This window comes from Achromobacter sp. ACM05, from assembly GCF_019218915.1.
Classification (GTDB): domain Bacteria; phylum Pseudomonadota; class Gammaproteobacteria; order Burkholderiales; family Burkholderiaceae_B; genus Achromobacter; species Achromobacter animicus.
Map to the genome: position 1 here is coordinate 1,354,818 of NZ_JAHUWQ010000001.1, position 21,570 is coordinate 1,376,387.

Consider the following 21,570-nt stretch of genomic DNA (forward strand, 5'->3'; position numbering starts at 1 on the left):
TCCTGTATGTCCGGCTATTGCCGGCTTCTACGGGCGGCCGCCGCGTGGGTTCGCAGCTGGTCCTGGTATGGAGACGATTATGCGAGCAGGAGCTATGCAGTTTGAAATGAAATTATCTTATTATCCATACCAATAACCATATACATACGAGACAAACCTCCCACCAAGAGGGCCTGCATGGACTGGACCCACCGCCTGCGGCTGCGCAATCTGAAGATGCTGCTCAGCCTGGCCCAGACCCGCAACATCAGCCACTCGGCCGCCATGCTCAATACGACGCAGCCGGGTCTTTCGAAGTGGCTGAAGGATCTGGAAGACGACATCGGACTGCCGCTCTTCGAGCGCCACGCGCGCGGACTGCGCCCCACGCCGCATGGCGACGTGCTGATCGCACACGCGCAGCGCGTGGAATCACAACTGGATCGCGCCAGTGCCGACATGGCGGCGCTGCGCGAGGGCGGCGGTGGGCGCGTCGTGATCGGCGCATCGGGCGCGTCCGCGTCCGACACGGTGCCGTTGGCCGTGATGAAGCTGCTCGAGCGCATGCCGCAGGCGCGCGTCAAGCTGGTGGAGGGCACGACGGATCGCCTGCTGGCGCAACTGGCACAAGGAGATCTAGACATTGTCGTGGGACGTTCGGCGCCCGAGCATCACGATCCGGCGATCCGCTTCGAGGCGCTTTACCTGGAGCCCATCCATCTCGTGGCGCGGCCCCGCCATCCGCTGTTCGCGGTGGAGCAGCCAAGCTGGCAGGATCTGCTGTCCTATCGCTGGATTCTGTGGCCCAAAGGCACGCCCATCCGCAACGCGGTGGACGCCGCGCTCGCCGCAGCAGGCCAGGCGCCACCGCCGGACCATATCGAGTCGAACTCGGTGACGGTCAACCTGACCCTCATCAACAACAGCGACATGATCGGCGTCGCCTCGCACCGTGCCGCGCTGCGGTTTTCGCAGATGCGGGCGATGCGCATCATCCCCGTAAGGCTGTCCGGATTCGGCTCGGTGGCGATGTATTGGCGCGAGGATGCGTTCCGGCCGGTTGCCGTTGAAGAGGCCATGGCGGCGCTGAGAAATACGGTCGCCGAGCACGCGCCAGGAGTGACCCGGCTATGACTCCCGCGCCCGCCTCCGGCCTGAATGCCCTGATCGAACAGTGCCAGCGGCTGGAAGCGGCGCTGAACGCGGGCAAGGACCCGGGGACGGCGGCGTCGATGCATCGCTTCGTCGCGGAAATGGAAGCGGAAGAGGGCCGCGCGCCGCCAGGAACGTGGTCGCCGCTGGTGCTGTCCGTGCTGGTGATGGCGGGCGGACTGGGCGTCGGGATTGAACTGTTGAGCCTGCTGCTGCGTTTCGTGGGACCGGCAATGGCAGCGTTCGCGCTGGTGGCGGTGTGCGCGGGAACCGCGCTCGCGCTAGCGATCGGGATGGTGCTGATGATGGCGGGACGGGTGCAGGGCGTGGTGCTGTTGAAGCGGGTCTGTATCGGGTTGATTGTGGTGGGTAGCTTCGGCGGGATCGCCTGGACTCAGGGCGACGTCAGGGCCGTGGGGCCGGTGGTTGCGGTGCTTGGCGGATTGGGCGCATGGCTGGTGATGAACTCTTCGGGGTTTTATGTGTTTGTGGGGTATCGGGTGGCGCTGCGGTGTTTGGCTCGAAGGGGATAGCGATCACGTGCCGTCTGTGTAGTGCTTGAAGGCTCCCTCACGAATCCCTCTTGGGCCAATAACAGTTGTTTAACGCCACACGTAGCGTGGCTTTCCATTCCCCTGACCCATCGCAGTCAGATGATGATTGCGCTGAATGTGCCTTTGTTGTTGTGCTATCGGCCTTGAAGTCATGACGCGGTCCTCGATTCGAGGTCCATTGCAGTAGGCCACTTCACTGCGGGCGCTAGGCGCAGTGCGATGTTGTACCAAGGCACGTCGTTATGGTCACGCGGTGGACCCGGCGGAGGGAGCGCCGAGGGACCCTGCTGCATATACGTGCAGATGTACGCCCACGTGAACTCGTCGGCACCCATTGTGCTCAACGGAAAACGGTCAATGACGTTGTTCGTGCCTGGCTCGACGATGGATAAGACAACCCCCCATTTGATTATTAGCGAGCCTTGCGCGGTGAACGCTCGCTTCATCCACCGCTCTGCGCGCACTTGGGGCCAATCGTAGGACACCGGCACAACGTGCCAACGGCCTAAAGGGTTCCACCAACGAAACTGGAAGTTGTAAGCGTAGATTCGCCGGCGAGCGCGATTGAAGCGTAGCGGCATATCGCGTGGAGGCGCGGTATCAACACGAATTCCAAACGCCACAAGCCATACCACAACAAAATCCAGAGCAATTCCAGCAAAGTTGTAGACTGCATCCGTTTCTGAATCGGGTATGAAGAACAGGCCTAGCAGAATCAGCATTGCAGATACTGAAATGGTCAGATATAAGACCAGTCCCCGCGCAAGGTGTGGTGGGCGTGAAACCTCTAAATAAGTCTCGCAGATATGATTAGGATTCTCCGCTCCTAACGATGCCTCTACGGTGGGAGCAATGTCAGGGTGCGTCAGATCTTCCTGCCAGCCGGAGCATGGAGGCCTTAGGTGCGGACCTTTCGAATAGTTATTCATTTTCTGGAATGTCCGTTTTGTCCTGGAGGCGGATTATCTTTGCGACGCCAAGAGTATCGAAGCTGTCCGGCCAGAAAGATAATTCGAGCTTTACGGCGGTTATCTCGTGATTGGCATTCAGTGCGATCGCACCATTAATAAATAGGGCAGCGCGTTGCTCGTCAAAGTGGATGGTGGGTTTTGTGGTTTTTGGGTTGTAATCACGGCCGGTTGTTGATTCGTTGGGTGCTAGTTCTATACCGTCAACCGTGTGGCCGCCTGAAGCAATGATTTCACCTTCCATGCCCGGCCGATATACCGTCACCGCGTATATGTGACGCGACCTGTCCAGGCAGTATCCTGGAAGCCAGATTGAGTAGTCCAAGAACACGCCCATCGGGATAGAAACGGCGTCACCATTAGACGCGTATGCTTCGCCCGAAGCTGCGATGTCCGATGCCCGTTCAAGTCTGAAGTTGACGGAAATGTCAGCGGTGACACCCAATACTGCTGCATTGAGTTCGCCGATGGCGGAATCCATATCGGCCGGGCTCTTCCACCATCTCTGACGTCTTGGCACGCCCCATAGCGTGTGGCGAGCCCACTTTTCAAAGGCTGAAGATTCTTGTTTGCTTGCCAGCCGTTTTAATCCATATGCGATCAACCCGAGCACCACCGCTAACCCCACAGGTCCAAGCAAGCTACCGCCGAAAACCGCTCCATAAACTCCCGGAATAACGGCAACCATTGAAGCCGCGGCGGCGAATTTATAAATGAGGGCGGCTTGCGTGTCTCCTGCCGAGTTGGCCCTGCGAGCAGAAAAGTGATATTCCATACCGTCCAAAATGTTTGCGACGGCGGAGATCGCTCCCCCGTAGTTGGCTATGCGGGCTCCAAGCAGTATTGTCTGCGATCGACCCGCGATTTGAACTGTTACGGTCATGTCCGGTCTTAATGCGCGGATGCCCACACCTGCGACTTCTACGCCCGCGCCCATTACGCCAATCGAGGACGACCACACTGCTGCTAGAGCCTCAGCGCTGCCGCTGTCTGGTGTTCTGATCAAAGTGGCATAGTTCTTCCGGAGGCTGTCCTGCTGAAACCACAGGCTGCCAAGCCCAAGCAGCAGATTCGCGCCTGCAGAGGCCGTTGAAACGGCGACATTGTGCATCCGTTGCATGGCCTCCCTGGCGATAGATCTTGCTTCCGCTGCGCCGATCGCGAGCTTGCCCACCAATTGAACGGCGCCGGTCTGGAGCGTGGCAGCGCCCACGCTAACGGTGCGAATCGCGTCTGCGAGGCCTCCGCTGGCGGCGCTGCGCAGCCTCTGCAGACGTTTCTCTAGCGCGTCGGCACTCTCCAGCGACCAGAATATCAAGTCGACGACCGTCCCGTGGTTGCCAGGAACAGCGATGGCAATGAAGCCGCTCACCACCATTGCGCGAATCTTTTGCGCTGCCGGCTTGCGGAAATTTTCGTCTATATGCGCGATGAACTTATCAACGCCTTCCTGCAGGATCTCGTTAAGTAGCGAAAGATACTCGCCGAGTTTCAGGGACACGATGATCTGGGTCATGTGCTGACCCGTGTATCGCAGTATGGCTGCGCTGTGCACGTGACCGACCAACGTGTGCGCGTGGAAGGCCAGTTGTTGTCCCAGCGTGTTACTGGCATTGGTCATGGCGGCAAGCAACTGGCCGACGGCCTGCTGCACGGGCGAGACCATCAGAGTCTTGCCTTCTTCTGTGCCGATCAAGCTCTTGATGGTGTCATAGAGCTTGCCAAGATCATTGCCCGTCAGCGAGGTTTGCAGTTGTTCGAGCAATGCTGTGTCTTTTGCCAGCAGCGCCTGATACAGTGGGCTCTTTCGGTCCTCCAACTGCGCTTTCCACAGCCGTTGCGTCGCACCTAATTCCTCATCGTCTTTCTTTATGACTTCGGTGGGGCCACCGGCAAGGCAAAGCGCGAGCATTCGAATAAAGCCCTCCATCGAACGCCAGGATTCGGTGCTGTAGTCATACTGGACGGCAAGCTGGAAAGGTCTGGATAGGTATTCTTTGACGTACAACTCGCCAATGCGGTCAACAGACTTTTGCCAATTGGCTTGCGCGTTCAGATATGTTTTCTCGAAACTGGCTCGAGCACTTTCGTCGTAGCGCTTCTCCAGGCGCTCATTCGCCTCGGCCTGTTTGGATTTGGCTCTGCGCGCGGCGTCCTCTGCGATACTTCGCTGTTCAAGCAGACCCGCCGCTCCTGCTATGGGGTGGAGGATGGGCTTACGACGTTCCGCTTCTGCCTCCTTCGCCTCTTCCTCCGCTTCCGCCGTAGCCCAAACGGTCTGCAGTTCCTTGATGCCAAGCAGCGCCTGGGAAGTAAAGAACTCAAATCGTCGCTGCGGCTCTGAGCGCCACTCCTGCATTTCTTTAAACAGATGGACGCGCTGCGCATTGCATTCCTGCACCACCCCTATGGGATCGGGCAGAACCAACGCCAGTACGCCTTGTTGAAGTTTTTCCCGCTGGACGATAGTCCGGACGTGGCCTTCCATTGCCCCAAGCCGATGGTTGCGCGAATAGAACCCGTGAACGCTATTGAAATCGCCGGGGCTGACCTCTGCGTACTCCAACACGGAGCCTAGCCCAAGGTTGTCTTCCGTCATTGCAATACCGACGCTGGCTGGGTCGTCGCGTGCACTTTTCAGATCAAGCTTGTAGAAGCGCTCCTTCGGATCCGTCCCGCCGGCGGCCTTGCCACACAAGTATTGGTTCAGCACACTCTCGGGCCAGGGATCATTTGCGATGGCGATCCATGCGGTCGAAAATTTCCCGGTGTCGATATTGATAAAGGATGCGGGGACGTCGTGATCCTTGTTGACGCAGTCCTGGCTCAGGGGGCTGGGCTCATCCCGTGGGACTTGATAGGGACGAAACTGGCGGAGCGCGCCTTCAGGCGTAACCTCGTAGGCCTGCCACTCCATCTCATCAAGCAGTACATAAAGGTATCCCTGCCGCAAGATGCGAGGCTGGTCCAACTTTATCTGAACCGTTGCCGGCTTGTCGCTGCCGTTAGGCTGTTGGCGGTATGTTTGGCCGGGTGCCGGCGCGTACGCGGCGCGCAAAGGAAGAATGGGTAGGCCAGTGCGCTCGCATGCTTTGCATGCGTCCGTCGGATTGGGCGCGGCATGGCTGATCGTTCTGCCCAACGTCGTGTTGATGCTCATGAATAGTTCTCCGTTCTGGGCAATGAGGCAAAAATTCGCTTCCACGCGGCGTCGTCGTACGCCTGGAAGCGGTTTTCCAGAGCGTGCTTGCCTTTGGCTGCGGCAAGAATGTCCCGTTCGATGTCTGGATGCTTGGGCAGTAGCGGGTGAACGCAAACCCGATACAAGCTGAGCGCAAAGATGTCGCGCTCATTCCGCAGTCCTAACTGTTGGGCATCGCGGATCAGCCGAAAGGCATGCACACCCGCTTGCGGCGGCAGTGGACTCGAGCCATTCCAGCGCCACGGCGCAAACGAAAGTGTCTGACGTTGGACAAGCCGCCAGATGCCCAGAAAGTCGCTCACCAATTGCGCTGCATGTTGGGTATGGCGAACCAAATCCGTGTCATCCTCGCCCGCCGCAGACTTGCTCCGGAGTACGGAGAAGCTCCCCCAGCTTGTTGGAAACAACCAGACACTGATCGGCGCGAGCATGGCCCCCGCTTGGGGTCCGAGTGCGCCGGCCAACAACTCCAGACGCACGGGTTCGAACCACGGGGTTGTCGCTTTTCGTACGCTGGACGAGGTGATTCGGCATTGCGTGGCAATGTGGTGTGCAGTTGGCACCAGGCGTTCTGGGCTGGCCAGCCACCCGCAGACATAACGCTTGCCGTAATCGAGGTCTTCCTGCGTCTGGAGCGCACTGAGTTCCAGGAGACGCTGCGGTGCCGCAGCCCCGGGAGTACCAAGCTGCACCAGGGCTGGACAGAGCGCCGGCGCGTGCGCCAGGTCTGGCCTCAAAACGCGGGTCACCGCGTCTGCGCCCAGCTCGTGCACCAGTGACTCGATGGCTAACGGCCGCGTCATGCCGCATCCTGCCAACGGGTCAACAAGCAGATAGAGATAATCGCCAGGCAACCGGATTTGCTCGGCGAACGTGACGACAGGTGCCGCTATCATCGGTTGCGCTCCGCACAATCCGCGTCCAGGCCTTCAAACGCAACCCCGGACAGGGCGAGGGTGTTACCACCGCCACCCCCCTTCTGGCTCATCGGCCCCTTGATCACGATGGCGACCCCGTCAAGCGTGATCCCCGACCCATCGATCCGTATCGTTCCTCCGGGCCCTTTCAACGTCAGGCTCTCCGCCGCCTGCACCTCATAAACCTTCGTACGCTGCCGGATTGCCTGCCCGGCCTGCAGCTCCGAGTGCCCCTCGACCGTATGCTCCTGATGCCCGCCAATACTCACCCAATGATTCGCCGCGGTCTTGTCGCGGCGGTTATTGCCCACTTCCTCGGTACGGTCCTTGGTGGTGTAGATCGTGTGATTGCGCCCCACGGTCAAAAAGTCGTCCCGCCCGATGTCGTGCCGCCGGTCCTGGCCGATGTTGACCTGTTCGTCGTTGCCCACGGTCTCCTTGCGGTCGTGGCCGATCGTGATGGTTTCATCGTTCTCGACCTGCTCGCTGCGGTCGTGCCCCACAAACGTCGACTCGTCGTTGTTGACGTGGATGTTCTGGTCTTTCTGCGCGTGGACGTAGATTTCTTCCTGGTCCTTCTCATCCTCAAAACGCAGTTCGTTGTATCCCTCGCCTTTGTGGGTCTTGCTCTTGATCGTCATCCTGGTCTTGTGGCGCGGCAGTTCGTAGGGCGGCAATTGCAGGCGGTTGTAGACGCGGCCGGTGATCACGGGCTGGTCGGGGTCGCCGTCGAAGTAAGAGACGATGACTTCCTGACCGATGCGCGGGATGGCCATGTGGCCCCAAGTGGCGCCGGCGATGTTCTGCGAGACGCGAATCCAGCAGGAGCTGTATTCGTCCTCCGTGCCTAGCCGGTCCCAGGGGAACTGGACCTTCACTCGGCCGTATTCGTCGGTATAGATCTCTTCATTGGGCGGGCCGACCACCACAGCGTTCTGCGGACCGTCGATGCGCGGCCGGGGTAGCGGTTCCGCGCGCCATTCGGCGTCGTCCGGGACCAGCTCCGCCTCGTAGCTGTAGTGCGTTCCCAGCTGGGCTTGTGCGCTTTCCTCGGCCTGACTTGTGTGCTGGATGCCACGGTGGACGATGCGTACCGGGCGCCAGCCGCGGTTCAGGTCTTCGCGTGGATGACCGGCGAGGGTGAATGAAATGCCCGGCTGGAGCCGCGGGTCATCGCCCTCAACAAAAGCGACGCGCGAATCGCGGCGATGGCCGCGCAGGCGGTTCTCCGCGAACGGTCTGCCGGCTTCGTCGAATTTTGCGCGGGCGGGGTAGTCATAGCGTTCGTAGCGGCGGCCTTGACGGTCCAGATCTCGTCCGTCGCGGCTGTGCTGGTGGGTGTAGCGCGGATGGTGAAAGGTGTAGTCGCGCTGGGTCTGGCGCGCGGTGCGCACGTTCTCGGTGTAGGAGAATCGCCGCAGCGCTGGATGCGGCTGGTCGCCGCCGGGTGTGGGGTTGTACTGCACCGGCTCGTCGCCGACGCGGCCGTGAATGAACAGGCGGTCGCTGTGGATAAGTTGATGGCCTTCCGCACCATGACGGAAGGAATAAAAAAATCCTTCCTCGCGCATGATGCGTTCGACGAAGTGATAGTCAGTGTCGCCCGCTTGCACGCAGTATTCGCGCGCCTGATGTTCGGTGGTGCCGCGCTGCTCGTAATCCTGGGTAAGACCATGCGCCTTGAGCACCGCCTCGGTGATCTGCGGGACGCTAAGCGACTGAAAGATGCGCCAGTCGGAACTGAGCTTTAGCCGCGCCAGGCGCGGCTCGACAATCGCCGAGTAGCGCGTACGCCGAAAACCCGTGTCGCCCTGAACGAACGACGAGACCGCGCCGTGCACGTAGCGCACGGGCGTGGGGCCGTGCCAGATCGTAAGCAACGCGGCGCGGTCCAGGACTGCGCCGAAATCGATGGCGGGGTTGCCGCTGGCCAGGTCCACTTCCAGCAGGAAGGTCTCCGACAACCCCTCCTGCAGCGTGAATTCGACCACCTCAAAGGACTCGTCGCCGATGGCGAATGTAAAGCGCAGATCAGATTGCGTGGGCATGGTGTCTTTATCTCCGTTTCGGTGCGAGCCAGGTCACTGCTTGAGGATGCTCTCTAGCGAATCCAGCACCATCTGCGTGGCGGCGCCGAGTTTCAGGGAGAAGTACAGATAGGCGCCGGCGATAACGGCCGCCGCCACCGCCCAAGGCGTCCACAGCGGCCACTGGCGGTGAAGCTTGCGACGAAGCCTGGCGATGTTGGCGGGTGCGTCCACCAGCCGTTCGGGCGCGTCTCCTCGCAGTTGCCGAAGCTGCTCATGCAGCTTGGTGATGATGGCGTTGAGCGTGTCTTTGTTGTTGTGCTGCTGGCCATACTTGCCCTGGTAACCCAGGCACAGGCACAGATACTTGAACTCGAGCGCATCGCGGTATTTGGCCGCGTCCATCTGCATGCGCGCCAGCACCGTAAAGAACTTCTCGCCGCCCCAGGTTTCGTTGTGGTGGTAGCTGAGCAGTGACCGGCCCTTCCAGCGCGATCCCACCCCCCACGGCGTGGCCATCACCGCCTCGTCGATGAAGGCGCACAGGGCATAGCGGAATGACAGTTGCGTCGCCCCGTCGTAGCCAAGCTGCCGGACTTCTTCGGACAGCGCAGTGATATGGTCCCGCACGTTCTCATAGAGCCGGCTGACATCTTCCTGCGGCAGGTCCATCATGCGGCGTAGTCGAATCACCAGACCGAAGAGCGGCTGGGCGATGTCCACCAGCGGGTTGATGCTATGGCCGCGCAATTGAAACTGCAGGTCCTCGTCTGCATTGATGCGAAACACGCCGTCGTACAGGACACTCTCGGGGTCATGAACGATGGGATCACGCGGCGCGCGCATGAAGTCCTCGGGCACGTCGGGCAGGGAGGAACGATTGGAAGGCGTGTCGATACGGTCGTTGCCGACCACCACGGTTTGGCTCATCTCATTGACTCCGAATGGCCCAGAACTGCAACTCCAGCTCCGGGAAGTCGCCGGTGATGTGGAAGCCGAAGCCGGATGATCCTTGTGGCATCAGGCGCTGCCAATGCGGATGCGACCGGTCGAGCTGGAAATAGGTGAAGCCGGCATGGAAAGGCAGATGACGCGGCGCGACGGGCAACGTCATCAACGGCACGCCGGGCAACTGCAGGCGGATCAACTCCTGCAGCAGTTGATGCGACGCCACCTTGGCCTGGCGCACGAACTGTTGCCGCATCTGTTCCAGGGGCATGCGCGCACGGACCGCCAGGATGAAGTCGGCGCTTTGCAACAGGCTGGGGTCGTGGAGTTGCGCGGTGTAGACGCCGTGACCCTGCGTGTCCAGCGGGAGCGATACGGCGCGGGGCTGCAACACGGTGCTGAGCACGCGGCGCAGGGTCTCCTTCAGCATGCGGAACGAGGTCTGCGGTGAGTCGTGCTGATACGCGGGGTAGTCCTGCGGCAGCCGGCCCTCGTCAGTGAAGGTGGTCAGTTCGCCACACGCTTGACCGCACGCCAGATACGCATCGACCGGACGGACGTCCGCGTCGCGGGCCAGATGCCGGAACAGATGCTGCCAGCGGTTCAGCGACTGCAGCAGGTTGAAGTCTGTGATATCCGCGACCCCGGATTGGCCCGGAGATCCGATCCGGTGCGCGATGCTTTTCGCGCGCTCGTGCATCAGCGCGGCGATCTCTTCCATGAAGTGCGCCAGCGGCCGGATGGCCTGCAGATACATGCCCGTGATGTGAAAGTCGCTGTCCAGCAGCAGGCTGCCATCGGGGCGGCGGTCCAGAATGCGGCTCAGCGCCAGGCCGGTGAAGGCGCTGCGGTCGTCGCGCTCCAGCGCCAGTTGCAGGTTGGGCACGGCCAGCGCGATGGGCGTGTGATTGCCCTGATGGCTATGGGTGTCGCGGATGTCTTCCGTGCGATGGATGTAGCGGGCGTTGCCCAGCGTATCAGGCCAGCGGACCTCGGATATGCCGTCCGAACGTAGCGGCAAGGTCAGGTAGACCGTCTGGTTGGCGGCGGTTGCGTCCAGAATCGACAGCGGTTCGGGCGGCGGCTGGTCGTGCGGAATGTTGAAGGCGGTGCCGTCGGGCATGATGCCGCGGGCTCGCACGATGGAGATCTTGCCGAACGACAGGAACTCCTGGTTCAACTCCAGCTCGGAAAAGCCGTAGCAGTATCGGCTGCCCATGCGCACGTTGATGTAGTGCTCAAGGTATCGGTCTGTCTGCTGGAAATGCTGGGGTTTGACGAATTGCCCTTCGCCCCAAACGACGGGATTGCGGCTGGTCATGGCTGTTTTCTCGCTTGATTGCGGGCGCGCGGAGCGGTCTTTTCGGGCCGGTGGTTTTCGTCGGTGATGGCGACGCGGGTGTCTTGCAGGGTGACCAGCAAGGCGTACTTGCGGCTGCGCGGTTCGACCCGGAAAACGTCGTACCAACGTTGCGCGTCGGGTGCGTTGAAGGCTGCGACGACGGCGACGTAATGGGTGTCTTCGTCCAGCTCGTGATAGTTGATGAACTTGAATTGACCGGGCGCGAGCATGTAGTCGTCGGCCGTGATGTACGTGCTTCCCAACGCCTTTTTCGGGGCGCTGCGGACCAGGTCGGGATCGGCGTTCTCAAGCAGCGAATCGTCCTTGAGCTGAATCACGCGAAAGGCGATGGGCGTGGCGTTGACGTGATCCTTGGCCGCAAGCGCTGCGGCGGGCGCAAGGGGTACGCCATCGCGATATTGGCCCAACGCGACATCGAGATCGGGACTGGTCGCGCCAATGCCGATCCCGGCAGCCGAATCCTGCGCGTCTTCACTTTTGCGCAAGTGCCATTGCACAGGAAAGGGGGCCCGGCTCGTCGCCACGCTGTCTGCCCACAGGCGTTCAAGCGCGGTACTGACGGCGACGGAGCGCGGCTTGAATGTTCTGGTGAATCCGGACCTGACCAACGTACTTGGCCGGTCTTCAGATGCCGCTGCCGTCGAGGCGTCTTGATGCAAGTGATCTAGCAACGTCTGCAGACTGTGGACCAGGTCTTCGCGGGATTCGCCCTGCACATTGACCGAGAACGACCGTTCATCCGACATAGACGAAGCCGGATCGACGTCCGGCTCGGCCACGGGGTTGGGATTTACGTCTTTGGCGGCGTACAGACTCAGCGCCACTTGCGTCGGCTGATCTTCGGGCGGGCCGACCTGAATGCTCGGATCCATCAGGACCTGACCCGTCTTGGTGAGCACGTTGCCGACCGTGGTGCAGCCGGAAAGCAACGCCACGATGCACAAGAGTCCAACTGCTGGCCTCATGGTTCTTCCTTGCGCAGCGCCTGGTCGTAGGCCTGGTCAAAGACTTCCCAGAACAGTTTGTCGAACCCCTGCTGTCGGCTGGATTTGAGCTCTTCGTAGTAATGCCGGTACATCTGCCACGCCCAATCGCCGGGCAACGCCTCGGGGTGCTGGCCGGACCGGTACCGGGCGAAGCGGCGTTCAAGCTGGTCGGGCGCGAATGCCTGCAGCAATGCGTTCAGGCCCGCAGCAACTGCCGTGAGCATCGCGCGATGCTGTTCGCCGATCTGCTCCAGCGATTCCTCGACGGCGGCGGTGGGCGACAGGTGAACCATGCTGCGGTCCCGGGAAAAGAGCGCGCGCACGGTCTCCGGGTAGGTCTGCGCGAGACGCAGCGGATTGTCTTCGATGGGCTGCAGGGTGCGTTTGGCCAGCGCCAGTCCCTGGCCTTCCGGCGTGCGGTTCAGCGCGGCGAGTCCGCGGATGAGCGCGGCGAGGGTGGTGCCGGCCTCGAACAGCAAGGCATGCGCGGCGTGCGGGTCCAACGCACCCACTGGCGCGCCCAGACCCTCGACCAGCGGTCCCACAAGGCCGGCCGCATCGCCAGTCTGATTGAACTGACTCTGGATCCATTGATCGGATGCGCCAGGGACTGCAGAAGAAGGGGGGTGTCCCGACATGGGGGGATCTCCGAAGGCATGCAAAGGGGAGCCGGATACGGCTTCGAATCGGGTGGTGGACAGGTCGGCCTGCGCGGCCAATTGGGTTTGCCCGTAGTGGCGGGAATCCAGCACAGCGGCGTCGCTGGCCAAGGCGGAATCCGAGCGAGCCGCCTCTTCAAGCGCCAGCAAGGGATCAAGACGTCCCTGCGGCGGCGTCGCCGACAAGGCGTCGAATTCCCGCCAGCCATGCTCGCGGGTCTGGTCTGGCGCCGGGGCATCGTTGCGGTGCGGGGGCAGGGCGTCGATAGGTTCATTCGACGTCCCCAGCAGCTCGGTCACATCATGTTCAGCGAGGTGCCGGGCAGGGTCGGGCAGGTTGAAGGTCTCGTCATCCAGGTTGACCGTCAGGCGATAGGGGCCGACATGAAGGATGTCTCCCCCGCGCAGCCGGGCGCCGACCAGTGCGCCCAGCGGATCCGTCTGGTCGTTCACGCGCGTCTGGCCGCAGCGGTCGATGACGAAGTAACTGCCGTCTTCGTAGCGGACTTCGCAGTGGATGGACTGCACGCGGCCGGACCGGTCATGCAGGATCCAGTCCGCCCCGTGAGCGCCGATCGTGCCGCCGGCGGTGTCAAACATGCACCGGGGCTGGCTGCCCTTTTGCAGGGCTTGCGGATTGTCGACCACCAGGGCAAGGCGATGATTGGAGGGTGTGGGTTTCATGTGCGCAGGGTGACTCTGACGGGCGGCGGGAGGGTCGTGGCCGGCTGTTCAAGAAAGCTGGTCCAGCCCAATTGGGTGCCGTCGGCGTGCCGAAGATTGAAGGGAGGAACTTCGTCCTGACGCAGGCCAAGTTCAAGGTCGCAGGGCACCGGGTCTCGCAGCAGGAACACGACAAGCTGGCGCAGGCGTTCGAAGTTTTCACCTGCCGGCAGGAACTCACGGAAGCGGTCCTGGCTCAGGCCCGATATCACGATGACGAAGCTGCAGTGCCGGGTACGGACGCTGTCGCCGATCTGGAAGCTTTCGCTGAGCTGGCCGTTGCGCCGGCCTAGCCGGATGCGGTCGGAGTCGTCGATGAGCGTGTGGCGCAGTTCGAAATCGCGGATCTGCACGTCCTTCAGATCAAAGCAATGCGCGATCAGCCCGGCCAGCATGGTCGGCGAGCGGCTGCGCAGGACCACGGCGCCTGCGAAGCTCAGCAGCCGGCTCCAGGCTATTGGCGTGTCGCCGCGCGTCGCGTCATGCTTCAGGCCGATCAGCGCGAAGATCCGCCGCGAGAACTGATCGTCCGCACCGCGCCGGAAGCGGATGTAGTACCGGTATTTGCGCCAGGCCTGGTGCAGTAGCGTCAGCAGGCGATGATTGAAGAAGTCCAGGAATGCCGGGCGGATGCCCACGCCTTGGCCGGCCTCGTAGGCCAGACGGTCCAGGTAATAGCTGGGCAGCGGGGAATCCGTGCCGTGCATGCCGAAGAACGTGGCCTGCACCCGGTACTGGTGCGGAACGTGATTCTCCAGCCGTTCGGCCAGGGCGACGTCGGAGGCCGGAAAGCCAAGCCCGGCGTGATTGCCGAGCAGGACGCGCTGGTGATCGGCATCGAAGCTGTCGGGCGATTCCAGATCGTCCTCGTGCAGCGCATGCAGGCGTTCCAGAAGGCAGAAGAAGTCATGCCTTTTGGCCTCGGCCAGCAATGCGTCGCTTAGATCAGGGGCTGCGTGCCGCTGCGCATGGGCCATGCGTAGTGCTCCTGATTGGTGGTGTTGATCGCTTCCAGCACGTGGAACGACGACAGGCTGGCGTACAGCGACAGGAAGTGGCTGAGCACCGTGCCGAACAGGTAGAGATCGCCCTCGCAGGAGAAGCCGTTCTGGTCCAGCTTCAAAAGGGTGCGAGTGCCCCGGATCGGCAGGCCCTTGTACATCCGGTCAATGGGCTCGCTGACTACTTCCTGCAGGCCGTCCAGGCGCTTTTGCGTGGTGCGGGCGCGCTGAATATCGTGGTGTGCCGAGAAGTCGTAGTTGCCGATGATCGCCTTCAGCGGTTCGGCCGACAGCAGCGACAGGTAAGTGGGCGAGAGGTTGGAGATCAGGCTCCAGTGCAGATCGCCATCCAGGACCGGACGGTACGGCGGCGTGGGCGTGGTCAGGTTTCTGAAGCGGACAAACGCCGGGGTGTCCCGCAACCCCTCGCGGATATCGCCCACGCCCAGCGCCAGCGGGTAATCGCGGTTGGTGCACGTCAGCGCGAGCGACACCGTCTCTTCCCGCCCGATGTAGTGGTGATCGTCTCCGCGCACGAAGGCGATGCGGTGCTCGACGCCGGAATCGACCAGGGATGACGACAGGCGCGTGCGGTAATACAGCGTGGTGCGGCCGCGTTCGTGTTCGATCTGATGGCGCAGCGATTCGAAGGGCTCGTAGGTGCGCAGCCATTCGCCGGGTTGCGCGCTGTCGCCGTTCTTCCATCCATCGACCTTGTCGATACTGAAGATTTCGTACGCATCGCCCCGCTGCCCGCCGGGCATGAGGCGGTGCTCGGCAGCCTTGCCGGTCAGGCGGACGGGTTCGGCATCGTGTTCGAACAGGTTTACCGCGGGCGTGCAGTACAGCGCGATGTCGCCCTTGCGTACGCGCACGTCCGCCGGCATGGGCCGCGTGAAGTGGAACTCGATGCGCACATTTGTCGTGGGCTGGTCCGGCCAGAATTCGAGCAGGTGCGTCAGGGAGAAAAAGTAGAAGCGCCTGGGAAAGAGGAAATATTCCTGGAGGATGCGGTAGCCATCCATGGCGTTCTTTGGGTACGGCAGCAATGCAGCGTCGGAATGGAATCCGGGAAAGCCGATCTGATTGACCGGTATGTGTCGCACCGTACCTGCGGACTCCATGCGGATCTCGCCCAGGTACTTCGCCAGCCACAGGTAGAGCGTTTGCGCGGTGTAATCGCTGCCGCTCAGATAAAAATCCAGTTTGTCGCAGCCAAAGGTGTTGGGCGGGTTCTGGCTCAGGGTGGCGAGGTCGACGCGGACAATCGACTTTTCGAGCGAATGGCCGTCATTGACGTCCGCGACGTCGAACGGGAATATCGACACGTCCTGGCAGGTGCGGAACCGGCACTGCACGCCGTCCACGGGCCGCGACTGAATGCCGGTGCCGCGCGGCACGGTCTGGCGGCCGGTGATGGAATGGTCGGTGGGTTCGAACTGCATGATGGTGGCGCTGGGCAGGGGCCGCAGATAGTTGGGCCATAGCATCTGCAGCATCGAATGCGTCAATTCAGGAAAATCGTCCTCGATCTTGAGGCGCAGCTTTGCGGTCAGGAAGGCAAAGCCTTCCATCAGGCGCTCGACGTCGGGGTCGGTCGCTTCCTCGCCAAGAAACGGCGCCAGCTGCGGGTTGTTGCGTGCGAAGACGCGCCGCAAGCGGCGCAGGTAATCCAGTTCCTCGCGGAATTTTCCCTTCAGTGGCATCCGGTCAGCCTCCCATGGCTACGTGCTAGGTCACCCTGACCTGTCGGCCTTGATGGTGAAAGAGCAGGCTGATTTCCACCTGCTCTTCCAGGTTGTTCACCGGCACCCGGCAGACCAGCCGAAAGCCGAGGTTCAGCGACGCGTCCGTCCCGGGAAGCGGCCTGACTTCGACAACGCGCGCGCGTGGCTCGTAGGCGGCCACCGCGGCGTGGATGTCCAGACAGACCTGTTGGCGCAGGTCGACGGCGCCGATGGCCGCGTCGTTCAGATCGCGCAATCCCAAACCAGGGCTGCTCTGCGAGCTGCCCTGGCGGGAATTGAGGATCCATTCCAACTGGCGCTTGATGGCGCGGATACGCTCGGCCGCCATTTCCTGGCGGGTGCGGGTGCGCCGCGGCGGAAGGTCCGGATCGAGGCGTTCGAACAGGCTTCCGCGCCCTGGGGACCGGGGCATGGCTCAGCTCCCTGTCAGTCCTTGTCCAGGCGGCCGACCAGCGACAGTTCGAAGCTGGCGCCCATGTACTTGAAGTGCGGGCGAACCGACAGTGCAACCTGATACCAGCCAGGATTGCCGGCCACGTCTTGCACGACGACCCGGGCGGCGCGCAGCGGACGGCGGCTTCGGACGTCGCTGGTGGGGCTTTCCTGGTCGGCGACATATTGGCGCAGCCAGTTGTTGAGTTCGCGCTCCAGGTCCTGACGTTCCTTCCAGCTGCCGATCTGCTCGCGCTGCAGCACTTTGATGTAGTGCGCCAGGCGATTGATGATGAACATGTAGGGAAGCTGCGTGCCCAGCATGTAGTTGGTCTGCGCGGCCAGGCCTTCGGGCGTCTTCTGGAACACCTTGGGCTTTTGCACCGAATTGGCCGAGAAGAACGCGGCGTTGTCGCTGTCCTTGCGCATGGTCAGCGGAATGAAGCCTTCGCTGGACAGTTCGAATTCCTTGCGGTCGGAGACCAGGACTTCCGTGGGGATCTTGGCCTGCAGCTGTCCCAAGGATTCGTACAGGTGCATGGGCAGGTCTTCCACCGCGCCGCCGGACTGCGGGCCGATGATGTTCGGGCACCAGCGGAACTTGGCGAAGCTGTTGGTGACGCGGCTGCCCATCAGGAATGCGGTGTTGCCCCACAGGTAGTTGCGGTGATCGCCGTCGATGGTTTCTTCGTAGGCGAAGCTGCGCACGGGGTTTTCCAGCGGGTCGTACGGCTGGCGCAGCAGGTAGCGGGGCATGGTCAGGCCCAGGTAGCGCGAGTCTTCGGATTCACGCAGGCTGCGCCACTTGGCAAAGCGCGGGCCTTCGAAGATGTCTTTGACTTCCTTCAGGTTGGGCAGCTCTTCGAAGGATTCCAGGTTGAGCATTTCGGGTCCGGCCGCGCCAAGGAACGGTGCATGCGCCATGGCGCCGACGGAGGCCAGGTAGCCCAGCAGCTTGATGTCGGGCGCGGAGGGACCGAAGTTGTAGTTGCCGATCATGCAGCCGATCGGCTGGCCGCCGAACTGGCCGTAGCCCGCGGTGTACACATGCTTGTACAAGCCGCTGCGGGTGATGTCGGCAGCGCTTTCAAAGTCTTCCAGCAGTTCGTCCTTGGTGACCGGCACGAACACGACCTGGATGTTTTCGCGGAAGTCCGTGCGCTGCACGAAGTCGAACAAGGCGCGCCAGATGGATTCAAGCTGCTGGAATTCCGGCTGATGAAGAATGGCGTCCATCTGCTTGCTGAGCTTGCGGTCGATCGCGGCAAGCATCTGGTCCACCAGTTGCTTGTTGATCGGTTGCTCGCGGGAGTCGGACTTGAGCATCTCGGACACGAATGCGGCAACACCGCGCTCGGCGACCGCATAGCCCTCCTGGCTGGGCTCGATGCGGGTCTGGGCCATGATTTGCGCCAGCAATCCCCCTGGGGGCTGGCTGGCGGCGTGTTCCTGGATCTCGGCGGTTTGGGCTTTGGTCATCGGTGCGTCCTTGAAAACCTGAAGAGTGCGGTTGAGACGGTGCCGGGCATCACGCCTGCGGCGCCGCCAGGAGTTGGTCGAGTTCCTGGGCCAGCTTGCCGCGTGCGCTGTCGTCACCCAGCAGGGTCTGGATCTGCTTGCGGAACGCCGGGATGTTGCCCATGGGGCCCTTCAGCGCTACGAGCGCTTCGCGCAGTTCCAGCAGGCTCTTCAGTTCGGGGACCTGGCGGGCAATCGCGTCAGGACCGAAATCCTTGATGTTCTTGAATTGCAGGTTGACGCTGAGCGTGTCGCTTTCGCTGCCTTCTTCTAGCGTGGCCGGGACGTCGACTTTGAGGCTGAGGCCGGCTTCGGCCATGACTTCGTTGAAGGTGTCCTTATTGATCTGGACAGCGGGGCGATCTTCCAGCGGCGTTTCGTCGGCATGCCCCTTGAAGTCTCCGAGCACCATCACTTTGAGCGGGAGTTCGATTTCCTCTTGCTCGTCGCCTGTGGCGGGGATATAGCGGATATTGATCCGTTCTTTTGGTGCAACTGAACCAACTTTCGATGCCATGGGTCACTCCTTTTAGATATTCAAACGACGCTAGCGCATGGAGATATGAAGCAAAAAAAAGCTGCCTATTCTGATCCGCGAGTCAAAGCTGCGAACATATGAAAAGTTCGAAAAGCTGTCGGGATTGTTCGGATTCGTATGGGAAATATGCGCGGCAATAAGAAAAGAAAGTCGGCCGGCTGATATTCGAATTAGTCCGATTGATGCGCTCCTCTGGCTGTGGTTTCTTAATGCGCTCGGTTTCTGTAGCGCTTAAACCATAAATGGTGAGAAAACCCATGGCCACGAGGAATATCCGGCATGATTTCCGTTGATCTGTCTGCCTTGCTTGACCGATTGCACCCGGTGGCGCGACACGCGCTCGAGGAAGCCGGCAGTCTCTGCATCCGCCAGCACGGCGCAGAGGTCACGGTTGCCCACTTGCTCTATAAATTTCTGGAACAGCCAAAATGTGATGTGCGCTGCGTTCTGGCAAATACGGAATTCGATCTGGATGCGTTGCGCGAGGCCTTAGCCAGCACGTTTCCGAAACTCGACGCAGGGCTGGGGCATGCATACCCCTCGTTTTCTCCCTTGCTGCTCGAATTGATGCAGGACGCCTGGTTATTAAGCTCGGTGGAATTGGAGCAAACCGAAATACGGACTGGCGCGCTGCTGCTGGCCGCGTTGCTGAATCCGGGGCGATACCTGCCGTTTCCCGCGATCCGGTTGTTCGAATCCATTAATCGCGAAACGCTGCGCAAACGTTTTCGCGAATTGCTGGCCGGTTCGTCGGAAGCTCCCGTCCTGGAAGATTCATCGCCAGCGCAATCGGCAACGGCGGCCTCCGACAGCGCGCTCAGCAAATACGGCCAAGATTTCACGGCCCAGGCGCGCGCGGGCAAAATCGATCCGGTTTTGTGCCGGGACCCCGAGATCGATCTGATGATCGACATTCTTTCGCGCCGCCGCAAAAACAATCCGATCGTGGTGGGTGAAGCTGGCGTCGGAAAAAGCGCCGTGGTCGAGGGCCTGGCACGGCGCATTGTCGAGCAGCGCGTTCCTGCGCCGCTGCGCGACGTGACGTTGTGGGGGCTGGATCTAGGCGCCCTCCAAGCCGGCGCCTCTGTCAAAGGCGAGTTCGAAAAGCGCTTGAAGGCGGTCATCGACGAGGTCAAGCATGCGTCCAAGCCCATCATCCTGTTTATCGACGAGGCGCACACGCTGATCGGGGCCGGTAACGCGGCAGGCGGCAGCGATGCGGCGAATCTCCTGAAGCCCGCTCTCGCGCGCGGAGAACTGCGCACGATCGCCGCCACGACCTGGTCCGAATACAAAAAATACTTCGAAAAGGATCCCGCGCTCACGCGGCGTTTTCAACTGGTGAAACTGGACGCGCCCAGCGTGGAGCAGGCCGTGCATATCCTGCGCGGCCTGCGTGGCATTTATGAGGACGCGCATCAGGTCTATATCGCCGACGATGCGCTGAAGGCGGCTGCGGCGTTGTCGGCACGTTATCTCTCGGGCCGCCAGTTGCCGGACAAGGCGATCGACGTTCTGGACACGGCATGCGCCCGAGTGGCGACGGAGTTGGCCGAATCACCGCGACGCCTCGCTTCACTGGAAAACGAATTGCGGCAGGTGGATGCCGAGGCCGACCAGCTCTGGCGGGATGCCCGCGCCGGACGAAAGCCGGATACCGGCAGGCTGGCCGCGCTGGATGTCGCGCGGCAGCAGATTCAGGACTCCATCGAACAGTTGCAGGCCGCGTGGCAGCGGCAGAAGACGCTGATTGACGAGATCATTTCCCTGCGCGCGGGCGAGCTCCAGGAAGACACGTCACAGCGGCTGGAAGCGCTGGTCGCGCAATTGGCGGACCTTCAACGCAACGGCGCCTTGTTGCATGCAGACGTGGGCGCCGAGCAGATTGCTCAGGTGATTGCGCACTGGACCGGAATTCCCGCCGCCACAATCAACAGCGACCAGTTCCACCGCCTGGACAAGCTGCCCGAGACGCTACGTCAACGCGTCAAGGGGCAGAACGCCGCCATCGACACGGTGCACCGGCGCCTGTTGACCGCCATGGCCGATCTGCGGCGCCCCGGGACGCCAATGGGCGCCTTCCTGCTGGTGGGGCCGAGCGGGGTGGGGAAAACAGAAACTGGCTTGGCCGTCGCCGACGCGTTGTTTGGCGGCGAGCAGTTCCTGACCACCATCAACATGTCGGAGTATCAAGAGAAGCACACCGTGTCGCGCCTGTTGGGAGCCCCGCCGGGATACGTCGGTTTCGGCGAAGGCGGTGTACTGACCGAGGCCATCCGTAAGCGGCCCTATTCGGTGGTGCTGCTGGATGAAGTCGAGAAAGCGCACCCGGAGGTGCTCAACATCTTCTATCAGGCCTTCGACAAAGGCGAGCTTGCCGACGGCGAAGGCCGTCGCATCGACTGCCAGAACGTGCTGTTCTTCCTGACCTCGAACCTGGGCTTCGATCAGGACGGCGGCCCGCTTGCCGACCTCGACACCGAGGCGCTGCGCGAACACCTTGCAAGATTCTTCAAGCCGGCACTCTTGGCGCGCATGCAGGTCGTGCCATTTTGCTATCTGGACGAGGCCACGCTTGCCGAAATCGTCGAAAGCCGCCTGCAACGCATCGAAAGACAGTTCAGCGACCGCTACAGCGCGCATTTGACGATCGAGACATCAGCACGGGATGAATTGCGCGCGCGTTGCCTGCGTCACCAGAACGGCGCACGCCTGCTGGACGCCAGCATCGACGGCGACATGCTGCCGCCGTTGTCGCTGGCCGTGCTGAAGTGCCTGGCCAGCGGGCAGCGCTTCCGCCGTTCCGCAATCAGCTGGAATGGTGCGGCCTTCGACGCCGTGGTGGAGTAAGCGCG

General features: G+C 61.7%; 16 protein-coding genes. 3 read left to right on the forward strand and 13 right to left on the reverse strand.

Annotated features, from left to right (window positions below):
- The first annotated feature begins 177 nt into the window (after positions 1-177).
- The gene (locus KW836_RS06265; RefSeq protein ID WP_105240897.1) at positions 178-1,113 is read left to right on the forward strand and encodes a LysR family transcriptional regulator; all 936 of its coding nucleotides are present in this window, start codon (positions 178-180) and stop codon (positions 1,111-1,113) included.
- The gene (locus KW836_RS06270; RefSeq protein ID WP_175184837.1) at positions 1,110-1,664 is read left to right on the forward strand and encodes a hypothetical protein; all 555 of its coding nucleotides are present in this window, start codon (positions 1,110-1,112) and stop codon (positions 1,662-1,664) included. Before KW836_RS06265 ends, KW836_RS06270 begins: the two co-directional genes overlap by 4 nt.
- A gap of 170 nt (positions 1,665-1,834) precedes the next feature.
- Here KW836_RS06270 and KW836_RS27820 read toward each other — a convergent pair whose 3' ends face one another.
- From KW836_RS27820 to tssB, 13 genes are all read right to left on the reverse strand, one after another.
- Positions 1,835-2,407 (reverse strand): DUF6708 domain-containing protein, encoded by a 573-nt coding sequence (locus KW836_RS27820; protein WP_255595141.1) that lies wholly within the window; start codon positions 2,405-2,407, stop codon positions 1,835-1,837.
- Positions 2,408-2,606: 199 nt separating this feature from the next.
- Positions 2,607-5,813, reverse strand: coding sequence for a T6SS effector BTH_I2691 family protein (locus KW836_RS06280; RefSeq protein WP_218342723.1), 3,207 nt, complete (start codon positions 5,811-5,813; stop codon positions 2,607-2,609).
- Entirely contained in the window at positions 5,810-6,751 is a 942-nt protein-coding gene (locus KW836_RS06285; RefSeq protein ID WP_218342724.1) for a hypothetical protein, read from the reverse strand. Before KW836_RS06285 ends, KW836_RS06280 begins: the two co-directional genes overlap by 4 nt.
- The gene (locus KW836_RS06290) at positions 6,748-8,820 is read right to left on the reverse strand and encodes a type VI secretion system Vgr family protein (RefSeq protein ID WP_218342725.1); all 2,073 of its coding nucleotides are present in this window, start codon (positions 8,818-8,820) and stop codon (positions 6,748-6,750) included. The genes KW836_RS06285 and KW836_RS06290 overlap by 4 nt, the downstream gene beginning before the upstream one ends.
- 33 nt (positions 8,821-8,853) lie before the next feature.
- The gene (icmH, locus tag KW836_RS06295; protein ID WP_218342726.1) at positions 8,854-9,729 is read right to left on the reverse strand and encodes a type IVB secretion system protein IcmH/DotU; all 876 of its coding nucleotides are present in this window, start codon (positions 9,727-9,729) and stop codon (positions 8,854-8,856) included.
- A gap of 1 nt (position 9,730) precedes the next feature.
- Complete coding sequence (gene tssK, locus KW836_RS06300) at positions 9,731-11,068, reverse strand: type VI secretion system baseplate subunit TssK (protein WP_218342727.1); 1,338 nt, start codon at positions 11,066-11,068, stop codon at positions 9,731-9,733.
- Positions 11,065-12,075, reverse strand: a complete 1,011-nt coding sequence (gene tssJ / locus KW836_RS06305) for a type VI secretion system lipoprotein TssJ (RefSeq protein ID WP_218342728.1) — start codon at positions 12,073-12,075, stop codon at positions 11,065-11,067. The genes tssK and tssJ overlap by 4 nt, the downstream gene beginning before the upstream one ends.
- Positions 12,072-13,439, reverse strand: coding sequence for a type VI secretion system-associated FHA domain protein TagH (tagH, locus tag KW836_RS06310; protein ID WP_218342729.1), 1,368 nt, complete (start codon positions 13,437-13,439; stop codon positions 12,072-12,074). Before tagH ends, tssJ begins: the two co-directional genes overlap by 4 nt.
- Positions 13,436-14,455, reverse strand: coding sequence for a type VI secretion system baseplate subunit TssG (tssG, locus tag KW836_RS06315; RefSeq protein WP_175184829.1), 1,020 nt, complete (start codon positions 14,453-14,455; stop codon positions 13,436-13,438). Before tssG ends, tagH begins: the two co-directional genes overlap by 4 nt.
- Positions 14,419-16,185 carry a type VI secretion system baseplate subunit TssF gene (tssF, locus tag KW836_RS06320; RefSeq protein ID WP_218342730.1) on the reverse strand — a complete coding sequence of 589 codons (1,767 nt, stop codon included), beginning with the start codon at positions 16,183-16,185 and terminating at the stop codon, positions 14,419-14,421. Before tssF ends, tssG begins: the two co-directional genes overlap by 37 nt.
- A gap of 25 nt (positions 16,186-16,210) precedes the next feature.
- Entirely contained in the window at positions 16,211-16,639 is a 429-nt protein-coding gene (gene tssE / locus KW836_RS06325; RefSeq protein WP_175122238.1) for a type VI secretion system baseplate subunit TssE, read from the reverse strand.
- A gap of 14 nt (positions 16,640-16,653) precedes the next feature.
- Positions 16,654-18,138, reverse strand: a complete 1,485-nt coding sequence (gene tssC, locus KW836_RS06330) for a type VI secretion system contractile sheath large subunit (RefSeq protein ID WP_175122239.1) — start codon at positions 18,136-18,138, stop codon at positions 16,654-16,656.
- Between the two features lie 49 nt (positions 18,139-18,187).
- Entirely contained in the window at positions 18,188-18,694 is a 507-nt protein-coding gene (tssB, locus tag KW836_RS06335) for a type VI secretion system contractile sheath small subunit (RefSeq protein WP_105240884.1), read from the reverse strand.
- Positions 18,695-18,994: 300 nt separating this feature from the next.
- Between tssB and tssH the strand changes: the two genes are divergently transcribed.
- Entirely contained in the window at positions 18,995-21,565 is a 2,571-nt protein-coding gene (gene tssH / locus KW836_RS06340; RefSeq protein WP_218342731.1) for a type VI secretion system ATPase TssH, read from the forward strand.
- Positions 21,566-21,570: the final 5 nt, after the last annotated feature.

Excerpts from the sequence above, each read along its gene's own strand:
- KW836_RS06265 (WP_105240897.1), top strand. The coding sequence starts at position 178 with ATGGACTGGACCCACCGCCTGCGGCTGCGCAATCTGAAGATGCTGCTC.
- KW836_RS06270 (WP_175184837.1), top strand. The coding sequence starts at position 1,110 with ATGACTCCCGCGCCCGCCTCCGGCCTGAATGCCCTGATCGAACAGTGC.
- KW836_RS27820 (WP_255595141.1), bottom strand. The coding sequence starts at position 2,407 with ATGCTGATTCTGCTAGGCCTGTTCTTCATACCCGATTCAGAAACGGAT.
- KW836_RS06280 (WP_218342723.1), bottom strand. The coding sequence starts at position 5,813 with ATGAGCATCAACACGACGTTGGGCAGAACGATCAGCCATGCCGCGCCC.
- KW836_RS06285 (WP_218342724.1), bottom strand. The coding sequence starts at position 6,751 with ATGATAGCGGCACCTGTCGTCACGTTCGCCGAGCAAATCCGGTTGCCT.
- KW836_RS06290 (WP_218342725.1), bottom strand. The coding sequence starts at position 8,820 with ATGCCCACGCAATCTGATCTGCGCTTTACATTCGCCATCGGCGACGAG.
- icmH (WP_218342726.1), bottom strand. The coding sequence starts at position 9,729 with ATGAGCCAAACCGTGGTGGTCGGCAACGACCGTATCGACACGCCTTCC.
- tssK (WP_218342727.1), bottom strand. The coding sequence starts at position 11,068 with ATGACCAGCCGCAATCCCGTCGTTTGGGGCGAAGGGCAATTCGTCAAA.
- tssJ (WP_218342728.1), bottom strand. The coding sequence starts at position 12,075 with ATGAGGCCAGCAGTTGGACTCTTGTGCATCGTGGCGTTGCTTTCCGGC.
- tagH (WP_218342729.1), bottom strand. The coding sequence starts at position 13,439 with ATGAAACCCACACCCTCCAATCATCGCCTTGCCCTGGTGGTCGACAAT.
- tssG (WP_175184829.1), bottom strand. The coding sequence starts at position 14,455 with ATGGCCCATGCGCAGCGGCACGCAGCCCCTGATCTAAGCGACGCATTG.
- tssF (WP_218342730.1), bottom strand. The coding sequence starts at position 16,185 with ATGCCACTGAAGGGAAAATTCCGCGAGGAACTGGATTACCTGCGCCGC.
- tssE (WP_175122238.1), bottom strand. The coding sequence starts at position 16,639 with ATGCCCCGGTCCCCAGGGCGCGGAAGCCTGTTCGAACGCCTCGATCCG.
- tssC (WP_175122239.1), bottom strand. The coding sequence starts at position 18,138 with ATGACCAAAGCCCAAACCGCCGAGATCCAGGAACACGCCGCCAGCCAG.
- tssB (WP_105240884.1), bottom strand. The coding sequence starts at position 18,694 with ATGGCATCGAAAGTTGGTTCAGTTGCACCAAAAGAACGGATCAATATC.
- tssH (WP_218342731.1), top strand. The coding sequence starts at position 18,995 with ATGATTTCCGTTGATCTGTCTGCCTTGCTTGACCGATTGCACCCGGTG.